The following is a 20835-nucleotide window of genomic DNA, read 5'->3' as shown; positions in this document are numbered from 1 at the left end:
ACAGTGGGTACTTGTTCGAGTGACAGTTGTCGGCCGGTCTCGGTAACCGGCAGATTCTCGGCAAGATAACGCGCATTCCTTTGTGCCGTTGTCTCGCCGAACAGCGAGCAGCGGCATCCCGATCATGGTCAATGACGACCCTGTCCCGACGTCCTTCTCATCGACACTGAAACACAGCGTGATTTCGACTTCATCGTCGTGATCGCAGCCTGTCGACACGCCTGTCTTTTCTGACCGGCGCGCCAGGCCCTGGCCTGCCGGATGCTCCGGTGGCGCGGGCGTGGACGTACCTGCTTGACGGTTTCCCGGCTGACCAGAGGGGTAGCAGCCATGAAACTTACGCTCAAGGAATTTTTCGCAGGCTTCCTGCGCACCCGGCACATCGCCCGGCACTTTCGCCGGCTGGCGTTGCTGGAAAGCATCAGCGACACCACGGTCAGCCGTGAAGTGCCGCCATCACTGGCCAACACTCTGGTCGACGCCGCCCATTGCGACAGCGGCGTGCTGCTGTCCAGTCTCGGCACGCATTCGGACGGCCTGAGCGACAGCGAAGTCGAAGCCCTGCGTGCGCAATACGGCTTCAACGAAGTCGAGCACGAGCAGCCGCTGCCGTGGTGGACCCACCTGTGGCACTGCTACAAGAACCCGTTCAACCTGCTGCTGACCCTGCTGGCGGTGATCTCCTGGCTGACCGAAGACCTCAAGGCCGCCGTGGTGATTTTCTCGATGGTGGTGCTCTCGACCCTGCTGCGGTTCTGGCAGGAAAGCAAATCCAACCAGGCCGCCGACGCGCTCAAGGCGATGGTCAGCAACACCGCCACTGTGATGCGCCGGGACGTACCGCGTGCCGAACTGCCGATCAAGCAACTGGTGCCGGGCGACCTGATCGTGCTTTCGGCCGGTGACATGATTCCCGCCGATTGCCGGGTACTCAGCGCCAAGGACCTGTTCGTCAGCCAGGCCGCGATGACCGGCGAATCGATGCCGGTGGAAAAATTCCCTCGTCAACTGGATCGCGACACGCGCAACCCGCTGGAGCTGGAAAACATCCTGTTCATGGGCACCAACGTGGTCTCGGGCACCGCCGTCGCGGTGATTCTTACCACCGGCAACAGCACCTATTTTGGTGCGCTGGCACAGCGGGTCGGTGCGACCGATCGCGCGGTGACTTCGTTCCAGCAAGGTGTGAACAAAGTCAGCTGGTTGTTGATTCGCTTCATGTTCGTCATGGCGCCGCTGGTGTTGTTCATCAACGGATTCACCAAAGGGGACTGGACCGAGGCGCTGCTGTTCGCACTGTCGATTGCCGTGGGCCTGACCCCGGAAATGCTGCCGATGATCGTCACCTCGACCCTGGCCAAAGGCGCGGTGTTCCTGTCGCGCAAGAAAGTCATCGTCAAACGCCTCGATGCGATCCAGAACTTCGGCGCCATGGACGTGCTCTGCACCGACAAGACCGGCACCCTGACTCAGGACAAGATCTTCCTGGCGCGCAACGTCGACGTCTGGGGTGAAGACTCCGACGACGTGCTGGAAATGGCTTACCTGAACAGCTACTACCAGACCGGCCTGAAAAACCTGCTCGACGTGGCGGTGCTGGAGCACGTGGAAATCCATCGTGAATTGAAGGTCGGCACGGCGTTTCGCAAGGTCGACGAGATTCCGTTCGACTTCAACCGTCGGCGCATGTCGGTGGTGGTCGAAGGCAGCGGCCAGCCCCATCAATTGATCTGCAAAGGCGCGGTGGAAGAAGTACTGGCGGTGTGCAGCCGGGTCCGTCATGGCGAAGTCGATGAAGCCTTGAGCGATGAATTGCTGGCGCGGATCCGTCAGGTCACCGCAGCCTTCAACGCTGAAGGCTTGCGTGTGGTGGCGGTGGCGGCGCGGTCGATGCCCGAGGGCCGCGACACCTACAGCCTGGCCGATGAGCAGGAACTGACACTGATCGGCTATGTGGCGTTTCTCGATCCGCCGAAAGAAAGCACCGCGCCAGCGCTCAAGGCCCTGGCCGAGCATGGCGTGGCGGTGAAAGTGCTGACCGGCGACAACGAACTGGTGACCGCGAAGATCTGCCGCGAAGTCGGCCTCGCACAACAAGGCCTGCTGCTGGGCAACGACGTCGAGCGCATGAGCGATGCGGAACTGGCCGTGGCGGTGGAAACCACCAACGTGTTCGCCAAACTGACGCCGTCGCACAAGGAGCGCATCGTGCGGGTGCTCAAGGGCAACGGGCATGTGGTCGGGTTCATGGGCGACGGCATCAACGACGCACCGGCGCTGCGCACTGCCGACATCGGTATTTCGGTGGACAGCGCGGTGGACATCGCCAAGGAAGCGGCGGACATCATCCTGCTGGAAAAGAGCCTGATGGTGCTGGAGGAGGGCGTGCTCGAAGGGCGGCGCACCTTCGCCAACATGCTCAAGTACATCAAGATGACCGCCAGTTCCAACTTCGGCAACGTGTTCTCGGTGCTGGTCGCCAGTGCGTTTATTCCGTTCCTGCCGATGCTGCCGATGCATCTGCTGGTGCAGAACCTGCTGTATGACATCTCGCAGATCGCGATTCCGTTCGACAACGTCGACGACGAGATGCTCAAGCAGCCACAACGCTGGCAGCCAGGGGATGTCGGCCGGTTCATGCTGTTTTTCGGGCCGATCAGCTCGATCTTCGACATCACCACGTTCGCTCTGATGTGGTACGTGTTCGACGCCAACACCCCGGATCACCAGACCCTGTTCCAGTCCGGCTGGTTCGTGGTCGGGCTGCTGACCCAGACGCTGATCGTGCACATGATCCGCACGCCGAAGATCCCGTTCCTGCAGAGCCGTGCAGCCATGCCGCTGCTGGTGATGACCGGAATCATCATGGCGATCGGCATCTTCCTGCCGATGGGGCCGCTGGCGCACTACTTCAAACTGCAGGCGCTGCCGTCGCTGTACTTCGTGTTCCTGCCGGTGATCCTGCTGGCGTACATGGCGCTGACCCAGGCGGTGAAGGGGTTCTACATCCGCCGGTTCGGCTGGCAATAAAACCGCAGCACATTGCTGTTTCCCTGTGGGGGCGGGCAGGCCCGCTCCCACAACCGGAGGGGTATTTTTCAAGGAGTTGATCATGCAAGCCATCAACAACCTCAACCTGACCTCGCTGCTCGACACTCTGGTCAGCCTCAGCGCGGCGTTCATTCTCGGCGGTCTGATCGGCTTCGAGCGCCAGTACCGACAACGCACGGCGGGGCTGCGCACCAATGTGCTGGTGGCGGTCGGCGCGGCGATTTTCGTCGACATGGCCAACCGGCTCGGCGGCGCCGAAGGCGCGGTGCGAGTGGTCGCCTACGTGGTGTCCGGCATCGGCTTTCTCGGCGCCGGGGTCATCATGCGCGAAGAGGGCAACGTGCGCGGCCTCAACACCGCCGCGACGCTCTGGACGTCGGCGGCGGTCGGTGCCTGCGCCGGTGCCGACCTGCTGGCCGAAGCCGTGCTCGGCACGTTGTTCGTGCTTGCCGCGAATACCTTGCTGCGACCGATCGTCAACAATATCAACCGCCAGCCGCTGGATGTGGTTTCGGCGGAGGTCACCAACATCGTCTACGTGATCGCCCGGCGTTCACAGCAGAAAGCCGTGCTGGCCTTGCTTGAGGCCGAACTGGAACGCAGCAACTACCCGGCCAGCGATGTCGATGTGCATGCCTTCGGCGCCGAAGAAGTGGAGATCGAAGCGACGCTGGCGACCACGTCGGTGGACGGTGATGAGCTGGATGCACTGGTGGCGCGAATCTCCACGTCGGCGCTGGTGGTGCAGGCGTTCTGGAGTCCGAGTACGACGGAGTAAAACGTAGTGGGGTGACGTACTTGATCCTGATAGGCGGCCCGATTTTTCGGAATTGTCCTACAGAGCCTGCGGCATCGCTTGGGTAGTCTTGCTGCACTCGGCAAGCCCCCAACGGACAGCGACGATGATCAACAAAACTCTGCGGATTCTTATCGCCGATCCGCAGCATTTTCACCGAATGAAGATCGAACGGATGTTCAATCGCCTCGACTACTACCGCATCGCGCCGGTGCAGAGTCTTGATGAGTTGCTGATGCTGATCGATTACAGCTGCGAGCCGTTCGACGGGGTGGTGGTCAACGCCGATCTGGCGGCGAACAGGCTGAATCTGCATGAATTTCTGCTCGATAGCCTGCACGTCCGTCACGCCCTGATCTACAACGATCCTGTTTGCGGGCCTCTCCAGGACAACGTGCACGCTAGCCGCGCGGCGTTGCCATCGGTGTGTGCGATCGAGCGGTTGATGGCGGCGGTCGAGCATTCGGCCAGCTCCGGCGCCTGTGCGCCGTTATCGCAATGGCGGACCCAAGCACAATTCGGTTGATTGCGCACCTGTCAGATCTGACAGGTGTTTTGCCTCGTTTTCCGTGTAACAGTCGTGGCGCAGCCACTGTCGCGTCCCGCTCAAGCCCGAGCGGTGGCGTCCTCGTCATGTATTCGCCTCGGGAGTGGTCATGGAAATTGCAATGATCGTCGAAGATCATCCGGTGGTCGCCATCACCCTCCAGGGGGTTCTGAAAACACACGGTTACAAGCAAGTCCATATGGTGTCGAGCAGTGTCGACGTGGTGCCGATGATCCGCCAGCATGCGCCGGCGCTGGTTGTGCTCGACCTGGAGCTGGGCGCAAACAGCGGGCTGGATTCGCTGGAGCGTATCCGGGCCATCGGGTTGAGTTGCAAGGTGGTGGTGTTCACTTCCAAGGATCCCGCGCATTACCTCGCGCGGTGCCGACGGGCCGGGGCGATGGCCTACGTCACCAAGTCCGCCGATCTGCAGCAACTGCAGAACGCGATCAAGGCCGTTCGCGCCGGTTACACCTATTTCCCCGAATCGAGTGAGCCCCACGCGGGAAAATACGCCGTGCAAAGTAACGAGCAGCAGTTGATCGATCAGCTCTCCGATCGGGAATTGCACATCCTGGTGCAGTTGGCTCAAGGCAAGGCCAATAAGGACATTGCCGAAGAGATGCACCTGAGTCACAAAACCATCAGCACCTACAAAACCCGCTTGATGATCAAGCTGGGTATCGGTTCGTTGGTGCTGTTGCGAGAACTGGCCAAGCGCAACCAGTTGATCTGAGGGCCGTGCATGAGTCTGCCAGGGCTGCTTTTCTCGTTGCTGCTGATGCTCGCCAGTGTTGGGATGCCGGCGGCCGGGTCGGTGCAGAGGCTGGAGGTGATGACCCGCGCTCCGCTGGAGAATGTGCAGATTCGTCTCGACGAGCAGGATCGCCAGTGGTTGAGCGCCCATCCCCGACTGCGCGTCGGCGTCTCGGGGCCTGACTATCCACCGTTCGAATTGACCCGCAACCAGCATGAGCTGGAAGGCCTCACCGCCGAATACGCCGAGGCGCTGGCGCAGGTATTGACGGTCGGGATCGAGGTCTGGCGCTACCCGGATCGCGAGAGCGCCATGGCCGCGCTCAAGACCGGCAATCTGGATCTGCTCGGCACCTCGAACAACTTCGAGATTGCCGATCCCGAGCTGATTCTGTCCCGGGCCTACGCCGAGGATCAGCCGATGTGGTGACCCGGCTCAACGAAGCGTTGCCCCCGGACCTGACAGGCAAACACATCGCCATGGTCGAGGATTACCTGCCGGCGGCAACCGTGCAGAAGGCGTATCCCGGCGCGATCTGGGTCCGTTACCCGTCAATCCTCGATGCCCTCGGCGCCGTGGCGTTCGGCGCGAATGACCTGTACCTCGGCGACTTCATCAGCGCCAGCTACCTGATCAACACCCATTTTCGCAACGATCTGCAACTGGCCGGGCCTTCCGGACTGGACGCCAATCCGTTCGCCTTTGCCCTGGCTCGCGGCAATGAGCGCCTGAAACGCCTGGTCGACAAGGCGCTGCTGGCGATTCCGATGCAGCAGCGGCTGTCCATGGAGCTGCGCTGGAGCGCCGGTCGCGCCGACATCCTCGGGCAATCGCAAGTCAGCCTGAGCGCCAGCGAGCAAGCGTGGCTGGAGCGGCATCCGGTGGTGCGAGTGGGGGCCATCGATGACTTTGCGCCGCTGACCTTCCATGACGCCGATGGCCAGTTCAGTGGCCTGACCGCGCAACTGCTCAACCTGATCAGCCAGCGCAGCGGGCTGCGCTTCGAGGTGGTGCGCGGGCAATCCCTGGATCGTCAGATCGAGCAGCTCAAGGCCGGGGCACTCGATGTGCTGCCGGTGCTGACGCCGAGCAGCGCGCGCGAACTCGAAATGCGGTTCACCCGGACCTACCTCAATACCCCGTTCGTGCTGGTCACCGATTCGAAAGCGCAGGCGCCGCGCAGCCTGGACGACATGGCGGGCAAGCGGCTGGCGCTCTATCGCGGCAACGGGTTGCGCGATTATCTGTTGCAGCAGGTGCCGCACATCCAGTTGGTCGAAGTGCCGAGTCCGGCGGACGGCACGGAGCGGGTACTCAAGGGCCAGGCGGACGCAACCTTGAGTTCACTGATGGTGGCGCGTTATCTGATCGACCGGCATTACCGCGATCGCCTGCGCATCGTCAGTACCGTGGGCGATCAACCGGCGCGGGTGGCGATGGCGACGTCGCTGGATGCGCCGCAACTGCATTCGATCCTGAACAAGGCGTTGTTGAGCATCGCCCCGCAGGAAATGGATGATCTGGTATCGCGCTGGAGCCAGCAGTTGATCGTCAACGACAGCTATTGGCAGCGTCATCGCCGGCAAATCCTTCAGGGCTTTGCCAGTGCCGCGGGGTTGTTGTTGCTGGCGCTGGGCTGGATCGCTTTTCAACGCCGGCAGATCCGTCAGCGCCAGCAATGGATGCGCAAATTGCAGGAGGCCAAGGAGGTGGCCGACGAGGCCAATCGCGCCAAGTCGACATTCCTGGCGACCATGAGCCATGAAATCCGCACACCGATGAACGCCTTGCTCGGCATGCTCGAACTGGCCCTCAAACGTGCCGGGGAAGGAGTGACCGATCGCCAGGCCATTGAGGTGGCGTCCTCGGCCGGTCAGCAATTGCTGGGGTTGATCGGTGACATTCTCGACATCGCGCGGATCGAGTCGGGGCATCTGTCCCTCGCGCCCGAACGGGTCAATCTGCGGGAACTGGTGGCGTCGGTGGGGCGGGTGTTCGAGGGCCTGGCGCGGCACAAACTGCTGTTGTGGTACGTCGAGCTGGATGCCCGCAGCGACGTCGATGTACTGCTCGATCCGACGCGGTTCAAGCAGGTTCTGTCGAATCTGCTGAGCAACGCCATCAAGTTCACCGCCGAGGGTGAAGTGAGCCTGCTGTTGCGGGTGACGGCGCTGAAGGCCGGGCACATCGGTGTCACGATCACGGTTCAGGACAGCGGCATCGGCATCAGCGCCGAAGACCGTCAGCGGTTGTTCAGCCCGTTCGTCCAGGTCGGCGACCACTCACAGACCGTGCGCAGCGGTTCCGGTCTGGGCCTGGCGATCAGCCGGACGTTGTGGGAAATGATGGGCGGGCATCTGGCGCTGGACAGCGAGCCGGGATGTGGAACTCAAGTGGTCATGGGCATCGAACTGCCAGTGCTGGCCGCACTGGAACATGATGCCGAACCGGTTCTTGAGCCGATTGCTTCGGCCCGGACGCTGAACGTGCTGGTGGTGGACGATCACCCGGTGAACCGTTTGCTGATGTGCCGCCAGTTGCACGAACTCGGCCACCTCACCGTCGAGGAGGGCGATGGTGACGAGGCGCTGGCGCTGTGGCGCGAGGGCTCGTTCGATGTGCTGATCACGGACAGCAACATGCCGCGCCGCAACGGTTATCAACTGGCGCAAGCGGTGCGCGAGCAAGAGGCGGCGACGGGGCGGGTGCGCTGCCTGATGCTCGGCTTTACCGCCAATGCCCAGGCTGAAGAAAGGAGTCGTTGCCTGGCGGCGGGCATGGATGGCTGCCTGTTCAAACCGATCCGCCTGGAGGATCTGCGTCAGGCCTTGAACGGCATCGCGCACCACAGCGCAAACGAGCCAAAGCCGCCGTTGGCCGATCTCGATCTTCGGGGACTGGAGCAACTGGCAACCGCTGACCCGGAACTGATTCCGCGTTTGCTGGAGGAGGTGCTGAGCAACTTGCACCGCGACCTGCAACGACTGGATGCATTCAATCAGCAACAGGATCGGACAGGGTTGGGCGAACTGGCCCATCACGTCATGGGCGGTGCGCAGATGATCGGCGCGGCGCGGGTGGTGGCTGCCTGCCGGGAACTTGAAGTGGCGTGCCGTGGCGCCGAGGGCGGAGCGCTGGCGACAGCGGCAGCGAGGCTGCGCGTGGCCATGTCCGACCTCGCGCAGCAGTTGCAGGGCTAGACGATCAGTCCCACGCCGGCGCAATGCCTTTCGGGCTGGTCAGGCGATGGCCGCGCTCGAGGGTGGCGATCAGCGCCATGTCGGCATCGCTCAGGGTCAGGGCCGTGGCGCCGAGGTTGCTTTGCAGGTTGGCGCGCCGGGTCGACGACGGGATCACCGCGTAGCCCGATTGCATGGCCCACGCCAGCGTGACTTGCGCCGGGGTTGCTTGCAGACGCTGGGCGATTTGCTCGATCAGCGTATCCTTCAGTACTTCGCCGTAAGCCAGGGTCATGTACGAGGTGATCTGGATGCCATGACGCTGGGCGAACTCGACGACCTTGCGGTTTTGCAGGTATGGGTGCAGCTCGATCTGATTGGTGGCGATGTTCTCGGCGCCAACGGCGGCAATCGCCTGCTTCATCAGATCTATGGTGAAGTTGGAAATGCCGATCTGCCGGGTCAGGCCCAGGCGTTTGGCTTCCAGCAGGGCGCCCATGAATTCTGCCACCGGCACTTGATCTTCCGGCGATGGCCAGTGGATCAGGGTCAGGTCGAGATAGTCGGTGCGCAGTTTTTGCAGGCTTTCCTTGAGGCTCTCAATCAACTGGTCCCCGGCGAAGTTGGCGATCCAGATCTTGCTGGTGATGAACAACTCTTCGCGGGCAATGCCGCTGGCCGCAATGGCCTGGCCGACTTCGGCTTCGTTTTCGTAGATCTGTGCGGTGTCGATGACCCGGTAGCCGAGTTCGAGGGCGGTGCTCACCGAATCGATGACCACCTGGCCTTGCAGGCGAAACGTACCAAGACCGAAAGCGGGAACAGACATGCGTGACTCCAGGATTGCAGTGGGAATGGGCAGCAGTATCGGCATCTGTTTCCGTGAGAAAAACCGCTGGTTGGGCAAAGCACTGTTGAGTGCAAGTCACGAATCGGGTGGGCGCGAGTGGCAGGTGATCGTTCTACTGGTGAGACGATTAAGCCGGTTTCAGTGGTCTAGTGTCGAATAGGTTGCGGATTTAATATCAATTCATGTCCAAACCCATTCCAGGAGCCCGCATGAAAAACATCCTTGGCATTTACACCAGCCCTCGCGGCCATTGGGTCGGCGATGGTTTTCCGGTGCGCACACTGTTTTCCTACGATTCGATGGGCAAGCACATCAGCCCGTTCCTGCTGCTCGATCATGCCGGGCCTGCGCAGTTCACGCCGACCACCGAGCGACGGGGCGTGGGCCAGCATCCGCATCGCGGCTTCGAAACCGTGACGATTGTCTACGAAGGCGAAGTGCAGCACCGCGACTCCACCGGCAGTGGCGGCACCATCGGTCCGGGTGACGTGCAGTGGATGACGGCGGCGTCCGGGATCCTGCATGAGGAATTCCACTCCGATGATTTCGCCCGGACTGGCGGCAATCTGGAAATGGTCCAGTTGTGGGTCAACCTGCCGGCCAGGGACAAAATGGCCGCGCCCGGTTACCAGACCCTTCTCGATCGCGACATCCCGAGCATCGCGCTCAAGGGTGGCGCCGGTCGCCTGCGTTTGATCGCCGGTGAGTTCGACGGCCGCAAAGGCCCGTCCCGGACGTTCACACCGATCGATGTGTGGGATCTGCGCCTCAATGCTGGCAAGTTGCTGACCCTGGATCTGCACGAAGGCCGCAACACCGCGCTGGTGGTGTTGAAAGGGACGGTGCAGGTCAATGGTTCGGAGTCGGTGCAGGTGGGCCAACTGGTGCTGTTCGAACGCACCGGCCGTCAATTGACCCTTGAAGCCAGTGAGGACGCGATGGTCTTGTTGCTCAGCGGCGAGCCGATTGATGAGCCGATCGTCGGGCATGGCCCGTTCGTGATGAACACCGAGCAGGAAATCCACCAGGCTTTCGCGGACTTTCAGTCCGGTCGCTTCGGTCGCATGCCCGTCTGATAGCGTCACGCCCACTCCCTTGTGAGAGTGGGCTTTTCGGATCTTTTCGAGAGCCCCTTCATCTCCTGAAATCAATTGCTCCTACACTGAGCCAATCTGTGCGATCTTCTCGCGATTGGCCTCTGTCGGAGTCGTTTGATGTTGTCCTTTCTCACCGAACATCCGCTGATTTGCGCGATGATCCTGATCCTCGTCGATCTCGTTCTGTGGCGTCTGATCAGCGCTCAGGGCAGCAAATGGAAGCACCTGGTGCGGGTGGTGATCTTCATCCTGTTCAGCGTTTTGCTGTTCAACGAGGGTCTCAACCCGATGGAGGCGCCACCGTGGGCTGACAACGTGCCGCTGCACCTGGCGGCGACCGGGCTGCAGATCGGCTGGTGGCTGTTCGGCGCGCGCACCCTGACGGTGCTGATCGGCGCGGTGATGATGCAGCGGGTCGGGCATACCGGGCGGCTGTTGCAGGACCTGCTCGGTGCGGTGATCTTCCTGATCGCGATCATCGCGGCGCTGGCCTATGTGCTGGAACTGCCGGTCAAAGGCGTGCTGGCGACGTCCGGGGCGTTGGCGATTATCGTGGGTCTGGCGCTGCAGAGCACGCTGAGCGACGTGTTTTCCGGGATCGTGCTGAACACCACCAAGCCCTATCAGCTGGATGACTGGATCTCCATCGATGGCACCGAAGGCCGGGTGACCGATATCGACTGGCGCGCCACGCGCCTGCAAACCAGTCAGGGCAGCATGGCGGTCATTCCCAACTCGCTGGCGGCCAAGGCCAAGATCATCAACTTCAGCCGGCCGAGCAATATGTTTGGCGTCGCCATCAGCGTGCAGGTCAGTCCGCATACGCGGCCAAATTCGGTAATCGATGCGCTGGAGCGAGCGATGCAAGGCTGCCGCCAGTTACTCGACCACCCGGCGCCCAGTGTCGCACTGAAAAACTCCAGCAGTGCCGGCGCGGAATATGAAATCAGCGGATTCGTCGCCTCGATGGGCGAAAAGCGTGTGGTGCGCAATCAACTGTTCGATCTGGCTTACCGGCATTTGCAGGCGTCCGGGGTCAACCTGCTGTCGAGCGATGAACCCGGCGCCTCGAGCAACCTTTCGCGACCACGAGCACTGCTGGACAGCTCGCCGATTTTCTCCACCCTGCGTCAGGAAGAGAAGGAAACCTTCAGCCAGAACATGACCCTGCAAACCTTCCGCGCCGGCCAGCTCATCCTGGCGGGCGGGGAGGTCAGCGATCATTTGTTCATCATTGAGTCCGGGGTGATCTCGGTGACATTGAAGGTCCACGGCAAACCGCTGGAGTCCGGGCGCATGGGGCCGGGTGAAGTGATCGGCGAGGCCGGGATTCTTTCGGATTCCTCAGTGCCCGCCGATTTCACGGCCAAGACCTTCTGTGCCCTGTACCGCATCGAGAAGTCCTACCTCAAGCCGTGCCTGGATGCTCGTCACGACATCAATGATGCGATGAAGGCGTTGCTCGACTTCCGCTTGCAAAAGGCTCAGTCCCTGACCCAGGAAGCGCCGGTGGTCGTGGCGAAAAAAGGCTTTTTGCACTGGCTGCGTCATCGCGCCTAGGGCGTTCAGCGTCGCGGGTAGCCCGCGAGTTTGCGCTCTAGCTCAAGCCGCACCTGCGGCCATTCGTCATCGATGATGCTGAAGCGCACGGAATTGCGCTTGCGGCCGTCTGGCATGATCCGCTCATGCCGGACGATGCCTTCCTGTTGTGCGCCGAGACGCAGGATGGCGTTGCGCGATTTCTGGTTGTTTTCGTCGGTGGTGAATTGCACGCGCACGCAGTCGAGCACGTCGAACGCATGGCGCAGCATCAGGTACTTGGCTTCGGTGTTGACGAAGGTTTTCTGCCAGCGCGCGGAGATCCAGCTGCTACCGATTTCCAGCTTGCGGTTGAGTGGGTCGATCTTCCAGAAGCGGGTCGAACCGATCACTTCGCCAGTGTCTTTCAACACGATGACAAACGGCATCACCGTACCCGCCTCGCGGCCGTCCAGGGCCTTTTTCAAATAGCTGTCGAGGGTGGTCGCGGAGGGCACCACGGTGACCGTGAGCTTCCACAGTTCACCATCGGAGGCCGCGTCGAGCAGGGCGCTGGCGTCAGCATATTGCAGGGGACGCAGGAGGATGCCCTGGCCTTCCAGTGTGGTTTGCATGGGATGTGGCTCTCGGCAATTCAGGCGAGGACTCATTACGCCGTAACGGGCGGATCCAATGCAACCCGCGCCGCCACCGCAAGGTCAGATTTTTTACATCCCACGGGCAGGAGCCTTCGACGATGAAAAACCTGCGAATCGCCACCTTCAACGTCAACGGCTTGCGCGCCCGTCTGCCGAACCTGCTGGAATGGCTCGGGCGCGAGCAACCGGACATTGCCTGTCTGCAAGAACTCAAGTCGGTGGATAGCGCCTTTCCTGTCGCCGAGCTGGAAGCGGCCGGCTACGGTGCCCTCTGGCACGGCCAGGCGTCGTGGAACGGCGTGGCGATTCTGGCGCGTGATGCGCAACCGCTGGAAAGTCGCCGGGGGTTGCCGGGTGATCCCGACGACACCCACAGTCGCTATCTGGAAGCGGCGGTGCATGGGGTTCTGGTCGGCTGTCTGTATCTGCCCAACGGCAACCCGCAACCGGGGCCGAAGTTCGATTACAAACTGGCCTGGTTCGAGCGTCTGATCACCTACGCCAGGGATCTGCAAGGCAGTGACCATCCGGTGGTGCTGGCCGGCGATTACAACGTGGTGCCGACCGATCTGGACATCTACAACACCCGCTCCTGGCTCAAGGACGCGCTGCTGCAACCGCAAAGTCGCGCATGTTATCAGCGCTTGCTGGATCAGGGCTGGACGGATGCGTTGCGGCATCTGTACCCGCAAGACCGGCTCTACACGTTCTGGGACTATTTCCGTCAGCATTGGCAGAAAAATTCCGGGCTGCGGATCGACCATCTGTTGCTCAATCCGGCGCTGAGTCCGTATCTGCATGAGGCGGGCGTGGATGCCTGGGTACGCAATGAACCGCACGCCAGCGACCATGCGCCGACGTGGATTCGCATCGGCTCGCGCAAGAAACGTTAGGACGATTGGCGAAATCAATTGTCGATCCGGGCGGCGGATCCCGTATACATGGCGATCATCGGCGGAGTGATCCGCGGCCCCATGGATAAGGACCGAGCAATGAGCGAGCCACGCCTGACGAATCTGCACCTGTACCTGCAACGCCTGGGATTCGACGCACCACCCGCGCCGACCCTCGACACCCTGCGCCGGTTGCAGTTGCGCCACACCGGCGTCTTTCCCTTCGAGAACCTGTCGACCATCAGCGGTGAAGCGGTGCTGATCGACTTGCCGTCCGTGGAGCAGAAAGTCCTGCACGGTGGGCGAGGGGGCTACTGCTATGAACTCAACAACCTGTTTCTGGCGTTGCTCCTGGAACTGGGTTTCGAGGCACGGGGAATCAGCGGTCGGGTGGTCATGAACCAGCCCGAGGGCAGCTGGACGGCCCGCACCCATCGGTTGACCCTGGTGAACATCGACGGCGTGCGCTACATCACCGACGTCGGCTTCGGCGGCATGGTGCCGACCGCGCCGCTGCTGCTCGATACCGACGCCGAGCAGTCAACCCCACATGAACCCTATCGCATCGAGGTGCAACCGGACGGCTACATGCTGCGGGCCAGGGTCGCGGGGGAATGGCGGCCGATGTACCTGTTCGATCTGCAGCGCCAGGAAGACATCGACTACACCCTTGGCAACTGGTACGTCTCGACCCACGCGGACTCAACGTTTACCCAGCGTTTGATGGTCGCGCGTACCGGCGACGGCTGGCGGCGCACGTTGAACAATGGCAGTTTCGCGATCCACCGCATGGGCGCCGAGCGCGAGCGGCGTGAGGTGACGGATGTCGACGAGTTGATCCAGTTGCTCGAGTGTGAGTTCGATTTGCGTGTGCCAAACCGGCCACAAGCCCGACCGGCGCTTGCCCGGCTGATCCAGCCTGCCTGAAGCCTAGGGCTTCACATCCGGCTCCAGCACCCGCCGGATTTCATTGATCGCCGCCGACAGTTTTTTCTCAAGGCTCTTGAGGTCGGTGGCGGTGATGCCTTTCTTGAATTGCCCCAAATGAGTGCTCTGATCAGCCTGCTCGGCCAGGTCGCCGGTGTCGAGCAGGGCATGGCGCAGGGTGTTGTTGATGACCGTCTGGTAACCATATCCCTCGCTTTCGGCCACGGTACGGGCCGCCTCGATGACGGCGTCGTCGAGCATGATGGTGATGCGGGTCTTGCCTTTGGCGGGGGCAACGGCTCCGCGTCTGGCGTCGGTGAAATCAAACTCGTCCTTCATGAATCATGCCTCCAGATAGTACTGGCGCCGCTCGCTGGGGGTAGCGGCGCGCGCGGAAATGATGCGTACGACATTGGGATCCCGATAACTGTAGGCAACCACCAGCAAGCGACCCTTGGCATCAAGGCCGAGGGTGATCCAGCGTTGTTCGTCGTGATCGTTGTCCTCGAGGGTGAGGGCACGTTCGTCATGAAACACCGGTTCTGTCTCGGCGAGGCTGATGCCTTTGTGCTTGAGCTTGTTGGCCGCGTTTTTGCTTCTGTCGTATTGAATGTTGAATGACTTCATTATGCATATTTTATATGTATGTAAAAGAAGGACGACTTGACCGCTGGTCGCTATGAGCACTTCAGCCTAGTGGGATATGCGGCAGTGGCCGGCAGGGATGTGTTGCCGGATTTGTGGGGCTGGAAGGGCCGGGATAGAAAGCTTGAGTGGCTACCTATCCATTATGTGACTGACAAGTTGTATACAACTCTATAGACATTTGTCACGACTGTTGAATACAGTGTGCGCATAACAAAAACCAGGGAATCCCCCAACCATGAAAACGCCCCATGTTTCACACCAACGGCCCGAGGACGAAAACCTCGGGGTCGGCGCGAATATGGCTTACGGCCTGCAACATGTTCTGACCATGTATGGCGGTATCGTCGCGGTGCCGCTGATCATCGGCCAGGCCGCCGGCTTGTCGCCGGCGGACATCGGTCTGTTGATTGCTGCTTCATTGTTTGCGGGGGGACTGGCCACGTTGCTGCAAACCCTGGGTCTACCGTTTTTCGGCTGTCAGTTGCCGCTGGTACAGGGCGTTTCGTTTTCCGGCGTCGCGACCATGGTGGCGATTGTCAGCAGTGGCGGGGAGGGCGGCTTCCAGTCGGTGCTGGGCGCGGTGATTGCCGCGTCGCTGATCGGCTTGCTGATCACCCCGGTGTTCTCGCGGATCACCAAGTTCTTCCCGCCGCTGGTGACCGGCATTGTGATCACCACCATCGGCCTGACGCTGATGCCGGTGGCCGCGCGCTGGGCGATGGGCGGCAACAGCCACGCTCCCGACTTCGGCAGCATGCAGAACATCGGTCTGGCAGCGGTCACGCTGGTGCTGGTGCTGCTGTTGAGCAAGGTCGGCAGCGCGACCATCTCGCGCCTGTCGATTCTGCTGGCGATGGTGATCGGCACCGTGCTGGCGGTGTTCCTCGGCATGGCGGACTTCTCCAGCGTCACCCAAGGCCCGATGTTCGGCTTCCCGACACCGTTCCATTTCGGTACGCCGACCTTCCACTTCGCCGCGATCCTGTCGATGTGCATCGTGGTCATGGTGACCCTGGTGGAAACCTCGGCGGACATTCTGGCGGTCGGTGAAATCATCGACACCAAGGTCGACTCCAAGCGCCTGGGCAACGGCCTGCGGGCGGACATGCTGTCGAGCATGATCGCGCCGATCTTCGGTTCCTTCACCCAGAGTGCCTTTGCCCAGAACGTCGGGCTGGTGGCGGTGACCGGGATCAAGAGCCGCTATGTGGTGGCGACCGGCGGCCTGTTCCTGGTGATCCTCGGCCTGCTGCCCTTCATGGGCCGGGTGATCGCGGCGGTGCCGACTTCGGTACTCGGCGGCGCCGGTATCGTGCTGTTCGGCACCGTGGCGGCGAGCGGTATTCGCACCTTGTCCAAGGTCGACTACCGCAACAACGTCAACCTGATCATCGTTGCCACCTCCATCGGTTTCGGCATGATTCCGATTGCGGCGCCGAATTTCTACGATCACTTCCCGAGCTGGTTCGCGACCATTTTCCATTCGGGCATCAGTTCCTCGGCGATCATGGCGATCCTGCTGAACCTGGCGTTCAACCATTTCACTGCCGGCAACTCGGACCAGCAATCGGTCTTCGCGGCGGCGGAGGAACGGACCCTGCGTTATCGGGATCTGGCGGCGCTGCGTGAGGGCGATTACTTCAGCGACGGTAAACTGCATGACTGCGACGGTAATGAAGTGCCGGTGATCGAAGTGGATTCCGAGCATGAACATGGCGCGCCGAGAGCGCATGCGAAAAGCAGCGAGCATGTCTGATCGCGGCATGGAATGAAAAAAGGCCGGTCTGCAAACAGACCGGCCTTTTTTGTTGGGCGCCCGGTTTTCGATCGCCCACAAAAAAGCCCCTGAATCTTTCGATTCAGGGGCTTTGCTATTTGGCTCCACAACCTGGACTCGAACCAGGGACCCAGTGATTAACAGTCACTTGCTCTACCAACTGAGCTATTGCGGAATTGGTGCGTATCTTACTGATTTGAAACGACTAGTCAAGCATTGCCGGGAAACTTTTTGCAGGCAACGCTTCAGCCACCGAACGTGAATGTGCCCATCAGCAGTTTGGCGTAGAGCGCGGTGGCGGCCAGTTGCACCAGCCACAGGGCGAGGCCGCCGAGAAATACCCCGGCCGCGACTTGCAGCACCAGGCTCTTTTCGCGTTTGCCCGAGGTGCGGGGTGAATAATAGTCCAGCTCATCGCGGTCGGCGCGCAGGTCATCGTTTTTCATGGGGTTCTCACCATTTCTTGGGCTGACGCATTGGTGCATGCATGCAGTCTAGAGGACAAATAAAAACGGGAAGCCCGAAGGCTTCCCGCTTTTCATCACAGCGGCGGATCAGATGACCTGAACGATCGCATCCGTGACCACTTTGATGTTGCTCTGGTTCAGTGCGGCGACGCAGATGCGGCCGGTGTCCAGGGCGTAGATGCCGAACTCGTTGCGCAGGCGGTGAACCTGTTCAACGGTCAGGCCGGAGTAGGAGAACATGCCGCGCTGACGACCGACGAAGCTGAAGTCACGCTGCGGGGCTTTTTGCGCCAGCAGATCGACCATTTGTTCGCGCATGCCGCGAATCCGCAGACGCATTTCCGCCAGCTCCGCTTCCCATTGCGCGCGCAGTTCCGGGCTGTTCAGCACAGCGGCGACGATGCTTGCACCGTGGGTCGGCGGGTTGGAGTAGTTGGTGCGGATCACGCGTTTGACTTGCGACAGAACGCGGGCGCTTTCTTCTTTCGACTCGCTGATGATCGACAGCGCACCGACGCGTTCGCCGTACAGCGAGAACGATTTGGAGAACGAGCTGGAAACAAAGAAGGTCAGGCCCGACTCGGCGAACAGACGCACGGCAGCGGCGTCTTCGGCGATGCCGTCACCGAAGCCCTGGTAGGCCATGTCGAGGAACGGCACATGACCTTTGGCGCGCACGGCTTCCAGAACGTTTTTCCAGTCGCTCGGGCTCAGGTCGACACCGGTCGGGTTGTGGCAGCAGGCGTGCAGCACAACGATCGAGCCGTTCGGCAGGGCGTTGAGGTCTTCGAGCAGGCCGGCACGGTTCACATCGTGGGTGGCGGCGTCGTAGTAGCGATAGTTCTGCACCGGGAAACCGGCGGTTTCGAACAGCGCTCGGTGGTTTTCCCAGCTCGGGTCGCTGATCGCCACAACGGCGTTCGGCAGCAATTGCTTGAGGAAGTCTGCACCGATCTTCAGTGCGCCGGTCCCGCCGACCGCCTGAGTGGTGACGACACGACCGGCAGCCAGCAGCGGCGAATCATTGCCGAACAGCAGCTTCTGCACCGCCTGGTCGTAGGCGGCGATGCCGTCGATCGGCAGGTAGCCACGGGAAGCGTGCTGAGCGGCACGAATGGTTTCGGCCTCGATCACGGCGCGCAGGAGTGGAATTCGCCCCTCTTCGTTGCAGTAGACACCTACACCCAGGTTGACCTTGTCGGTACGGGTATCGGCGTTGAATGCTTCGTTGAGGCCCAGGATTGGATCGCGGGGTGCCATTTCGACAGCGGAGAACAGGCTCATTTTTGCGGCGGCTCTGAATGGAGTATGGAGGGACGTGTCGCGCTCCAGCCGAATGCACTAGAGCGGTGCACAAACGGGGAGCTAGTATAGAGGCCATCTGCGACGCATGGCGACAGGCGAATCGGCTTTTACGGTAAGTTTTTCCGATTATTTCTCGACCGTTAGTCGATTGAATATGTCAGAGACTTTACCGGATGTAGGACGTTTGCCTTGAAAGAGCAGGCAATCGGCTCCACATTCAGCACAATCCTGATTTTTCCTCGGGCGACATCGCTCGTTATCGGTCTTTTCCGTGGCCTGCCGGTTGACCCGGAGCGTTGCGACCCCCAGAGGTATTTATGTCCGAATTTCAGCTCGTCACCCGCTTCGATCCCGCCGGCGATCAGCCGGAAGCCATTCGCCAGATGGTCGAAGGCATTGAAGCCGGTCTGGCGCACCAGACGCTGCTCGGCGTGACCGGTTCGGGCAAGACGTTCAGCATTGCCAACGTGATCGCCCAGGTGCAGCGGCCGACGCTGGTGCTGGCGCCGAACAAGACTCTGGCGGCGCAGTTGTACGGCGAATTCAAGTCGTTCTTCCCGAACAACGCCGTCGAATACTTCGTGTCCTACTACGACTACTATCAGCCCGAAGCCTATGTGCCATCGTCCGACACCTTCATCGAGAAGGATGCGTCGATCAACGACCACATCGAGCAGATGCGTCTGTCCGCGACCAAGGCGTTGCTCGAGCGCAAGGACGCAATCATCGTCACCACGGTGTCGTGCATCTACGGCCTGGGCAGTCCGGAAACCTATCTGAAGATGGTGTTGCACGTCGATCGCGGCGACAAACTCGATCAGCGCGCGCTGGTGCGGCGCCTCGCCGACCTGCAATACACCCGCAACGACATGGATTTCGCCCGTGCCACCTTCCGGGTGCGCGGTGATGTGATCGACATCTACCCGGCCGAATCCGACCTCGAAGCCATCCGCATCGAGCTGTTCGATGACGAGGTGGAGAGCATTTCCGCGTTCGACCCGCTGACCGGCGAGGTCATCCGCAAACTGCCGCGTTTCACGTTCTATCCGAAGAGTCACTATGTGACACCCCGGGAAACCCTGCTCGATGCCATCGAAGGGATCAAGGTCGAGTTGCAGGAGCGCCTGGAATACCTGCGCAACAGCAACAAACTGGTCGAGGCCCAGCGTCTGGAGCAGCGCACCCGTTTCGACCTGGAGATGATCCTCGAGCTCGGCTACTGCAACGGCATCGAAAACTACTCGCGCTACCTTTCGGGACGCCCGGCGGGCGCGGCGCCACCGACGCTCTACGATTACCTGCCGGCCGACGCCTTGCTGGTGATCGACGAATCCCACGTCAGCGTCCCGCAAGTCGGCGCAATGTATAAGGGCGACCGCTCGCGCAAAGAAACGCTGGTGGAGTACGGCTTCCGTCTGCCATCGGCGCTGGACAACCGGCCCATGCGTTTCGACGAGTGGGAGGGGGTCAGCCCGCAGACGATTTTCGTCTCGGCAACGCCGGGTAACTACGAAGCCGAACACGCCGGACGGGTGATCGAGCAAGTGGTGCGCCCGACCGGACTGGTCGACCCGCAGGTCGAGGTGCGCCCGGCGCTGACCCAGGTCGACGATCTGCTTTCGGAAATCAACAAGCGGGTGGCGGTCGAGGAGCGGGTCCTGGTCACCACGCTGACCAAGCGCATGGCCGAAGACCTCACCGATTACCTGGCCGACCATGGCGTGCGCGTGCGTTATCTGCACTCGGACATCGACACCGTGGAGCGGGTCGAGATCATCCGCGACCTGCGCCTGGGCACTTTCGATGTGCTGGTCGGGATCAACCTGCTGCGTGAGGGCCTGGACATGCCCGAGGTGTCGCTGGTGGCGATTCTCGACGCGGACAAGGAAGGTTTCCTGCGTTCCGAGCGCTCGCTGATCCAGACCATCGGCCGTGCGGCGCGGAACCTCAATGGCCGGGCGATTCTGTATGCCGACAACATGACCGGCTCGATGGAACGGGCGATCGGCGAGACCGAGCGTCGCCGCGAGAAGCAGATCGCTTTCAACGAAGCCAACGGCATCGTCCCCAAGGGTGTGGTCAAGGACGTTACCGACATCATGGAAGGCGCCACCGTGCCTGGCTCGCGCAGCAAGAAGCGCAAAGGCATGGCCAAGGCTGCCGAGGAAAACGCCAAATACGAAGCCGAATTGCGCTCGCCCAGCGAGATCACCAAACGGATTCGCGCCCTGGAAGAGAAGATGTACCAGTTGGCGCGGGATCTGGAGTTCGAAGCGGCGGCGCAGATGCGCGACGAGATTGCCAAACTTCGCGAGCGGTTGTTGAACGTTTGATCTTCAGCGCCTGAGCGGGCCTCTTCGCGGG

At 61.3% G+C, this 20835-nt stretch carries 16 protein-coding genes, 1 tRNA gene and 1 pseudogene; 11 read left to right on the top strand and 7 right to left on the bottom strand.

Annotated features, from left to right (window positions below; genetic code table 11):
* The first annotated feature begins 330 nt into the window (after positions 1–330).
* The 5 genes and pseudogenes from mgtA (at position 331) to KVQ74_RS08305 (ending at position 8351) form a co-directional block, all read left to right on the top strand.
* Positions 331–3030, top strand: coding sequence for a magnesium-translocating P-type ATPase (gene mgtA, locus KVQ74_RS08325; protein WP_217830600.1), 2700 nt, complete (start codon positions 331–333; stop codon positions 3028–3030).
* Positions 3031–3112: 82 nt separating this feature from the next.
* Positions 3113–3829 (top strand): MgtC/SapB family protein, encoded by a 717-nt coding sequence (locus KVQ74_RS08320; RefSeq protein ID WP_217830599.1) that lies wholly within the window; start codon positions 3113–3115, stop codon positions 3827–3829.
* A 124-nt stretch (positions 3830–3953) separates the two neighbouring features.
* The gene (locus KVQ74_RS08315; RefSeq protein WP_217830598.1) at positions 3954–4373 is read left to right on the top strand and encodes a chemotaxis protein CheY; all 420 of its coding nucleotides are present in this window, start codon (positions 3954–3956) and stop codon (positions 4371–4373) included.
* Between the two features lie 130 nt (positions 4374–4503).
* Complete coding sequence (locus KVQ74_RS08310; protein ID WP_217830597.1) at positions 4504–5130, top strand: response regulator transcription factor; 627 nt, start codon at positions 4504–4506, stop codon at positions 5128–5130.
* A gap of 45 nt (positions 5131–5175) precedes the next feature.
* Positions 5176–8351, top strand: a pseudogene (locus KVQ74_RS08305) (ATP-binding protein).
* 4 nt (positions 8352–8355) lie between these two features.
* Here the strand turns inward: KVQ74_RS08305 and dkgB are convergent.
* A complete protein-coding gene (dkgB, locus tag KVQ74_RS08300; RefSeq protein WP_217830596.1) occupies positions 8356–9159 on the bottom strand; it encodes a 2,5-didehydrogluconate reductase DkgB in 804 nt (267 codons plus the stop codon).
* A gap of 230 nt (positions 9160–9389) precedes the next feature.
* On the opposite strand from dkgB, the gene KVQ74_RS08295 reads away from it, so the two are divergent.
* Positions 9390–10256, top strand: a complete 867-nt coding sequence (locus tag KVQ74_RS08295; RefSeq protein ID WP_217830595.1) for a pirin family protein — start codon at positions 9390–9392, stop codon at positions 10254–10256.
* A 138-nt stretch (positions 10257–10394) separates the two neighbouring features.
* Positions 10395–11837 carry a mechanosensitive ion channel family protein gene (locus tag KVQ74_RS08290; protein ID WP_217830594.1) on the top strand — a complete coding sequence of 481 codons (1443 nt, stop codon included), beginning with the start codon at positions 10395–10397 and terminating at the stop codon, positions 11835–11837.
* 5 nt (positions 11838–11842) lie between these two features.
* Here KVQ74_RS08290 and KVQ74_RS08285 read toward each other — a convergent pair whose 3' ends face one another.
* Complete coding sequence (locus KVQ74_RS08285) at positions 11843–12430, bottom strand: GNAT family N-acetyltransferase (RefSeq protein ID WP_217830593.1); 588 nt, start codon at positions 12428–12430, stop codon at positions 11843–11845.
* A gap of 122 nt (positions 12431–12552) precedes the next feature.
* Here KVQ74_RS08285 and xth point away from each other — a divergent pair, with 122 nt between their 5' ends.
* Positions 12553–13347, top strand: coding sequence for an exodeoxyribonuclease III (gene xth, locus KVQ74_RS08280; protein ID WP_217830592.1), 795 nt, complete (start codon positions 12553–12555; stop codon positions 13345–13347).
* 99 nt (positions 13348–13446) lie between these two features.
* Positions 13447–14274, top strand: a complete 828-nt coding sequence (locus tag KVQ74_RS08275) for an arylamine N-acetyltransferase family protein (protein WP_217830591.1) — start codon at positions 13447–13449, stop codon at positions 14272–14274.
* Positions 14275–14277: 3 nt separating this feature from the next.
* Here the strand turns inward: KVQ74_RS08275 and KVQ74_RS08270 are convergent, their stop codons facing one another.
* The gene (locus tag KVQ74_RS08270) at positions 14278–14613 is read right to left on the bottom strand and encodes a BrnA antitoxin family protein (RefSeq protein WP_217830590.1); all 336 of its coding nucleotides are present in this window, start codon (positions 14611–14613) and stop codon (positions 14278–14280) included.
* Between the two features lie 3 nt (positions 14614–14616).
* Positions 14617–14901, bottom strand: a complete 285-nt coding sequence (locus KVQ74_RS08265) for a BrnT family toxin (RefSeq protein ID WP_217830589.1) — start codon at positions 14899–14901, stop codon at positions 14617–14619.
* 256 nt (positions 14902–15157) lie between these two features.
* Here KVQ74_RS08265 and KVQ74_RS08260 point away from each other — a divergent pair, with 256 nt between their 5' ends.
* Positions 15158–16678: a nucleobase:cation symporter-2 family protein gene (locus KVQ74_RS08260; protein WP_217830588.1), complete on the top strand. Its 1521-nt coding sequence runs from the start codon at positions 15158–15160 to the stop codon at positions 16676–16678.
* A gap of 120 nt (positions 16679–16798) precedes the next feature.
* Here KVQ74_RS08260 and KVQ74_RS08255 read toward each other — a convergent pair.
* The 3 genes from KVQ74_RS08255 to KVQ74_RS08245 form a co-directional block, all read right to left on the bottom strand.
* Positions 16799–16874, bottom strand: a tRNA-Asn gene (locus KVQ74_RS08255).
* 70 nt (positions 16875–16944) lie between these two features.
* Positions 16945–17145 (bottom strand): hypothetical protein, encoded by a 201-nt coding sequence (locus KVQ74_RS08250; RefSeq protein ID WP_217830587.1) that lies wholly within the window; start codon positions 17143–17145, stop codon positions 16945–16947.
* Between the two features lie 108 nt (positions 17146–17253).
* Entirely contained in the window at positions 17254–18450 is a 1197-nt protein-coding gene (locus KVQ74_RS08245; protein ID WP_217830586.1) for an amino acid aminotransferase, read from the bottom strand.
* Positions 18451–18788: 338 nt separating this feature from the next.
* Here KVQ74_RS08245 and uvrB point away from each other — a divergent pair, with 338 nt between their 5' ends.
* Entirely contained in the window at positions 18789–20804 is a 2016-nt protein-coding gene (gene uvrB / locus KVQ74_RS08240; protein WP_217830585.1) for an excinuclease ABC subunit UvrB, read from the top strand.
* Positions 20805–20835 lie beyond the last annotated feature (31 nt).

The organism is Pseudomonas botevensis (genome assembly GCF_019145475.1).
GTDB classification, from domain to species: domain Bacteria; phylum Pseudomonadota; class Gammaproteobacteria; order Pseudomonadales; family Pseudomonadaceae; genus Aquipseudomonas; species Aquipseudomonas botevensis.
This window is presented reverse-complemented; position numbering and strand designations above follow the sequence as displayed.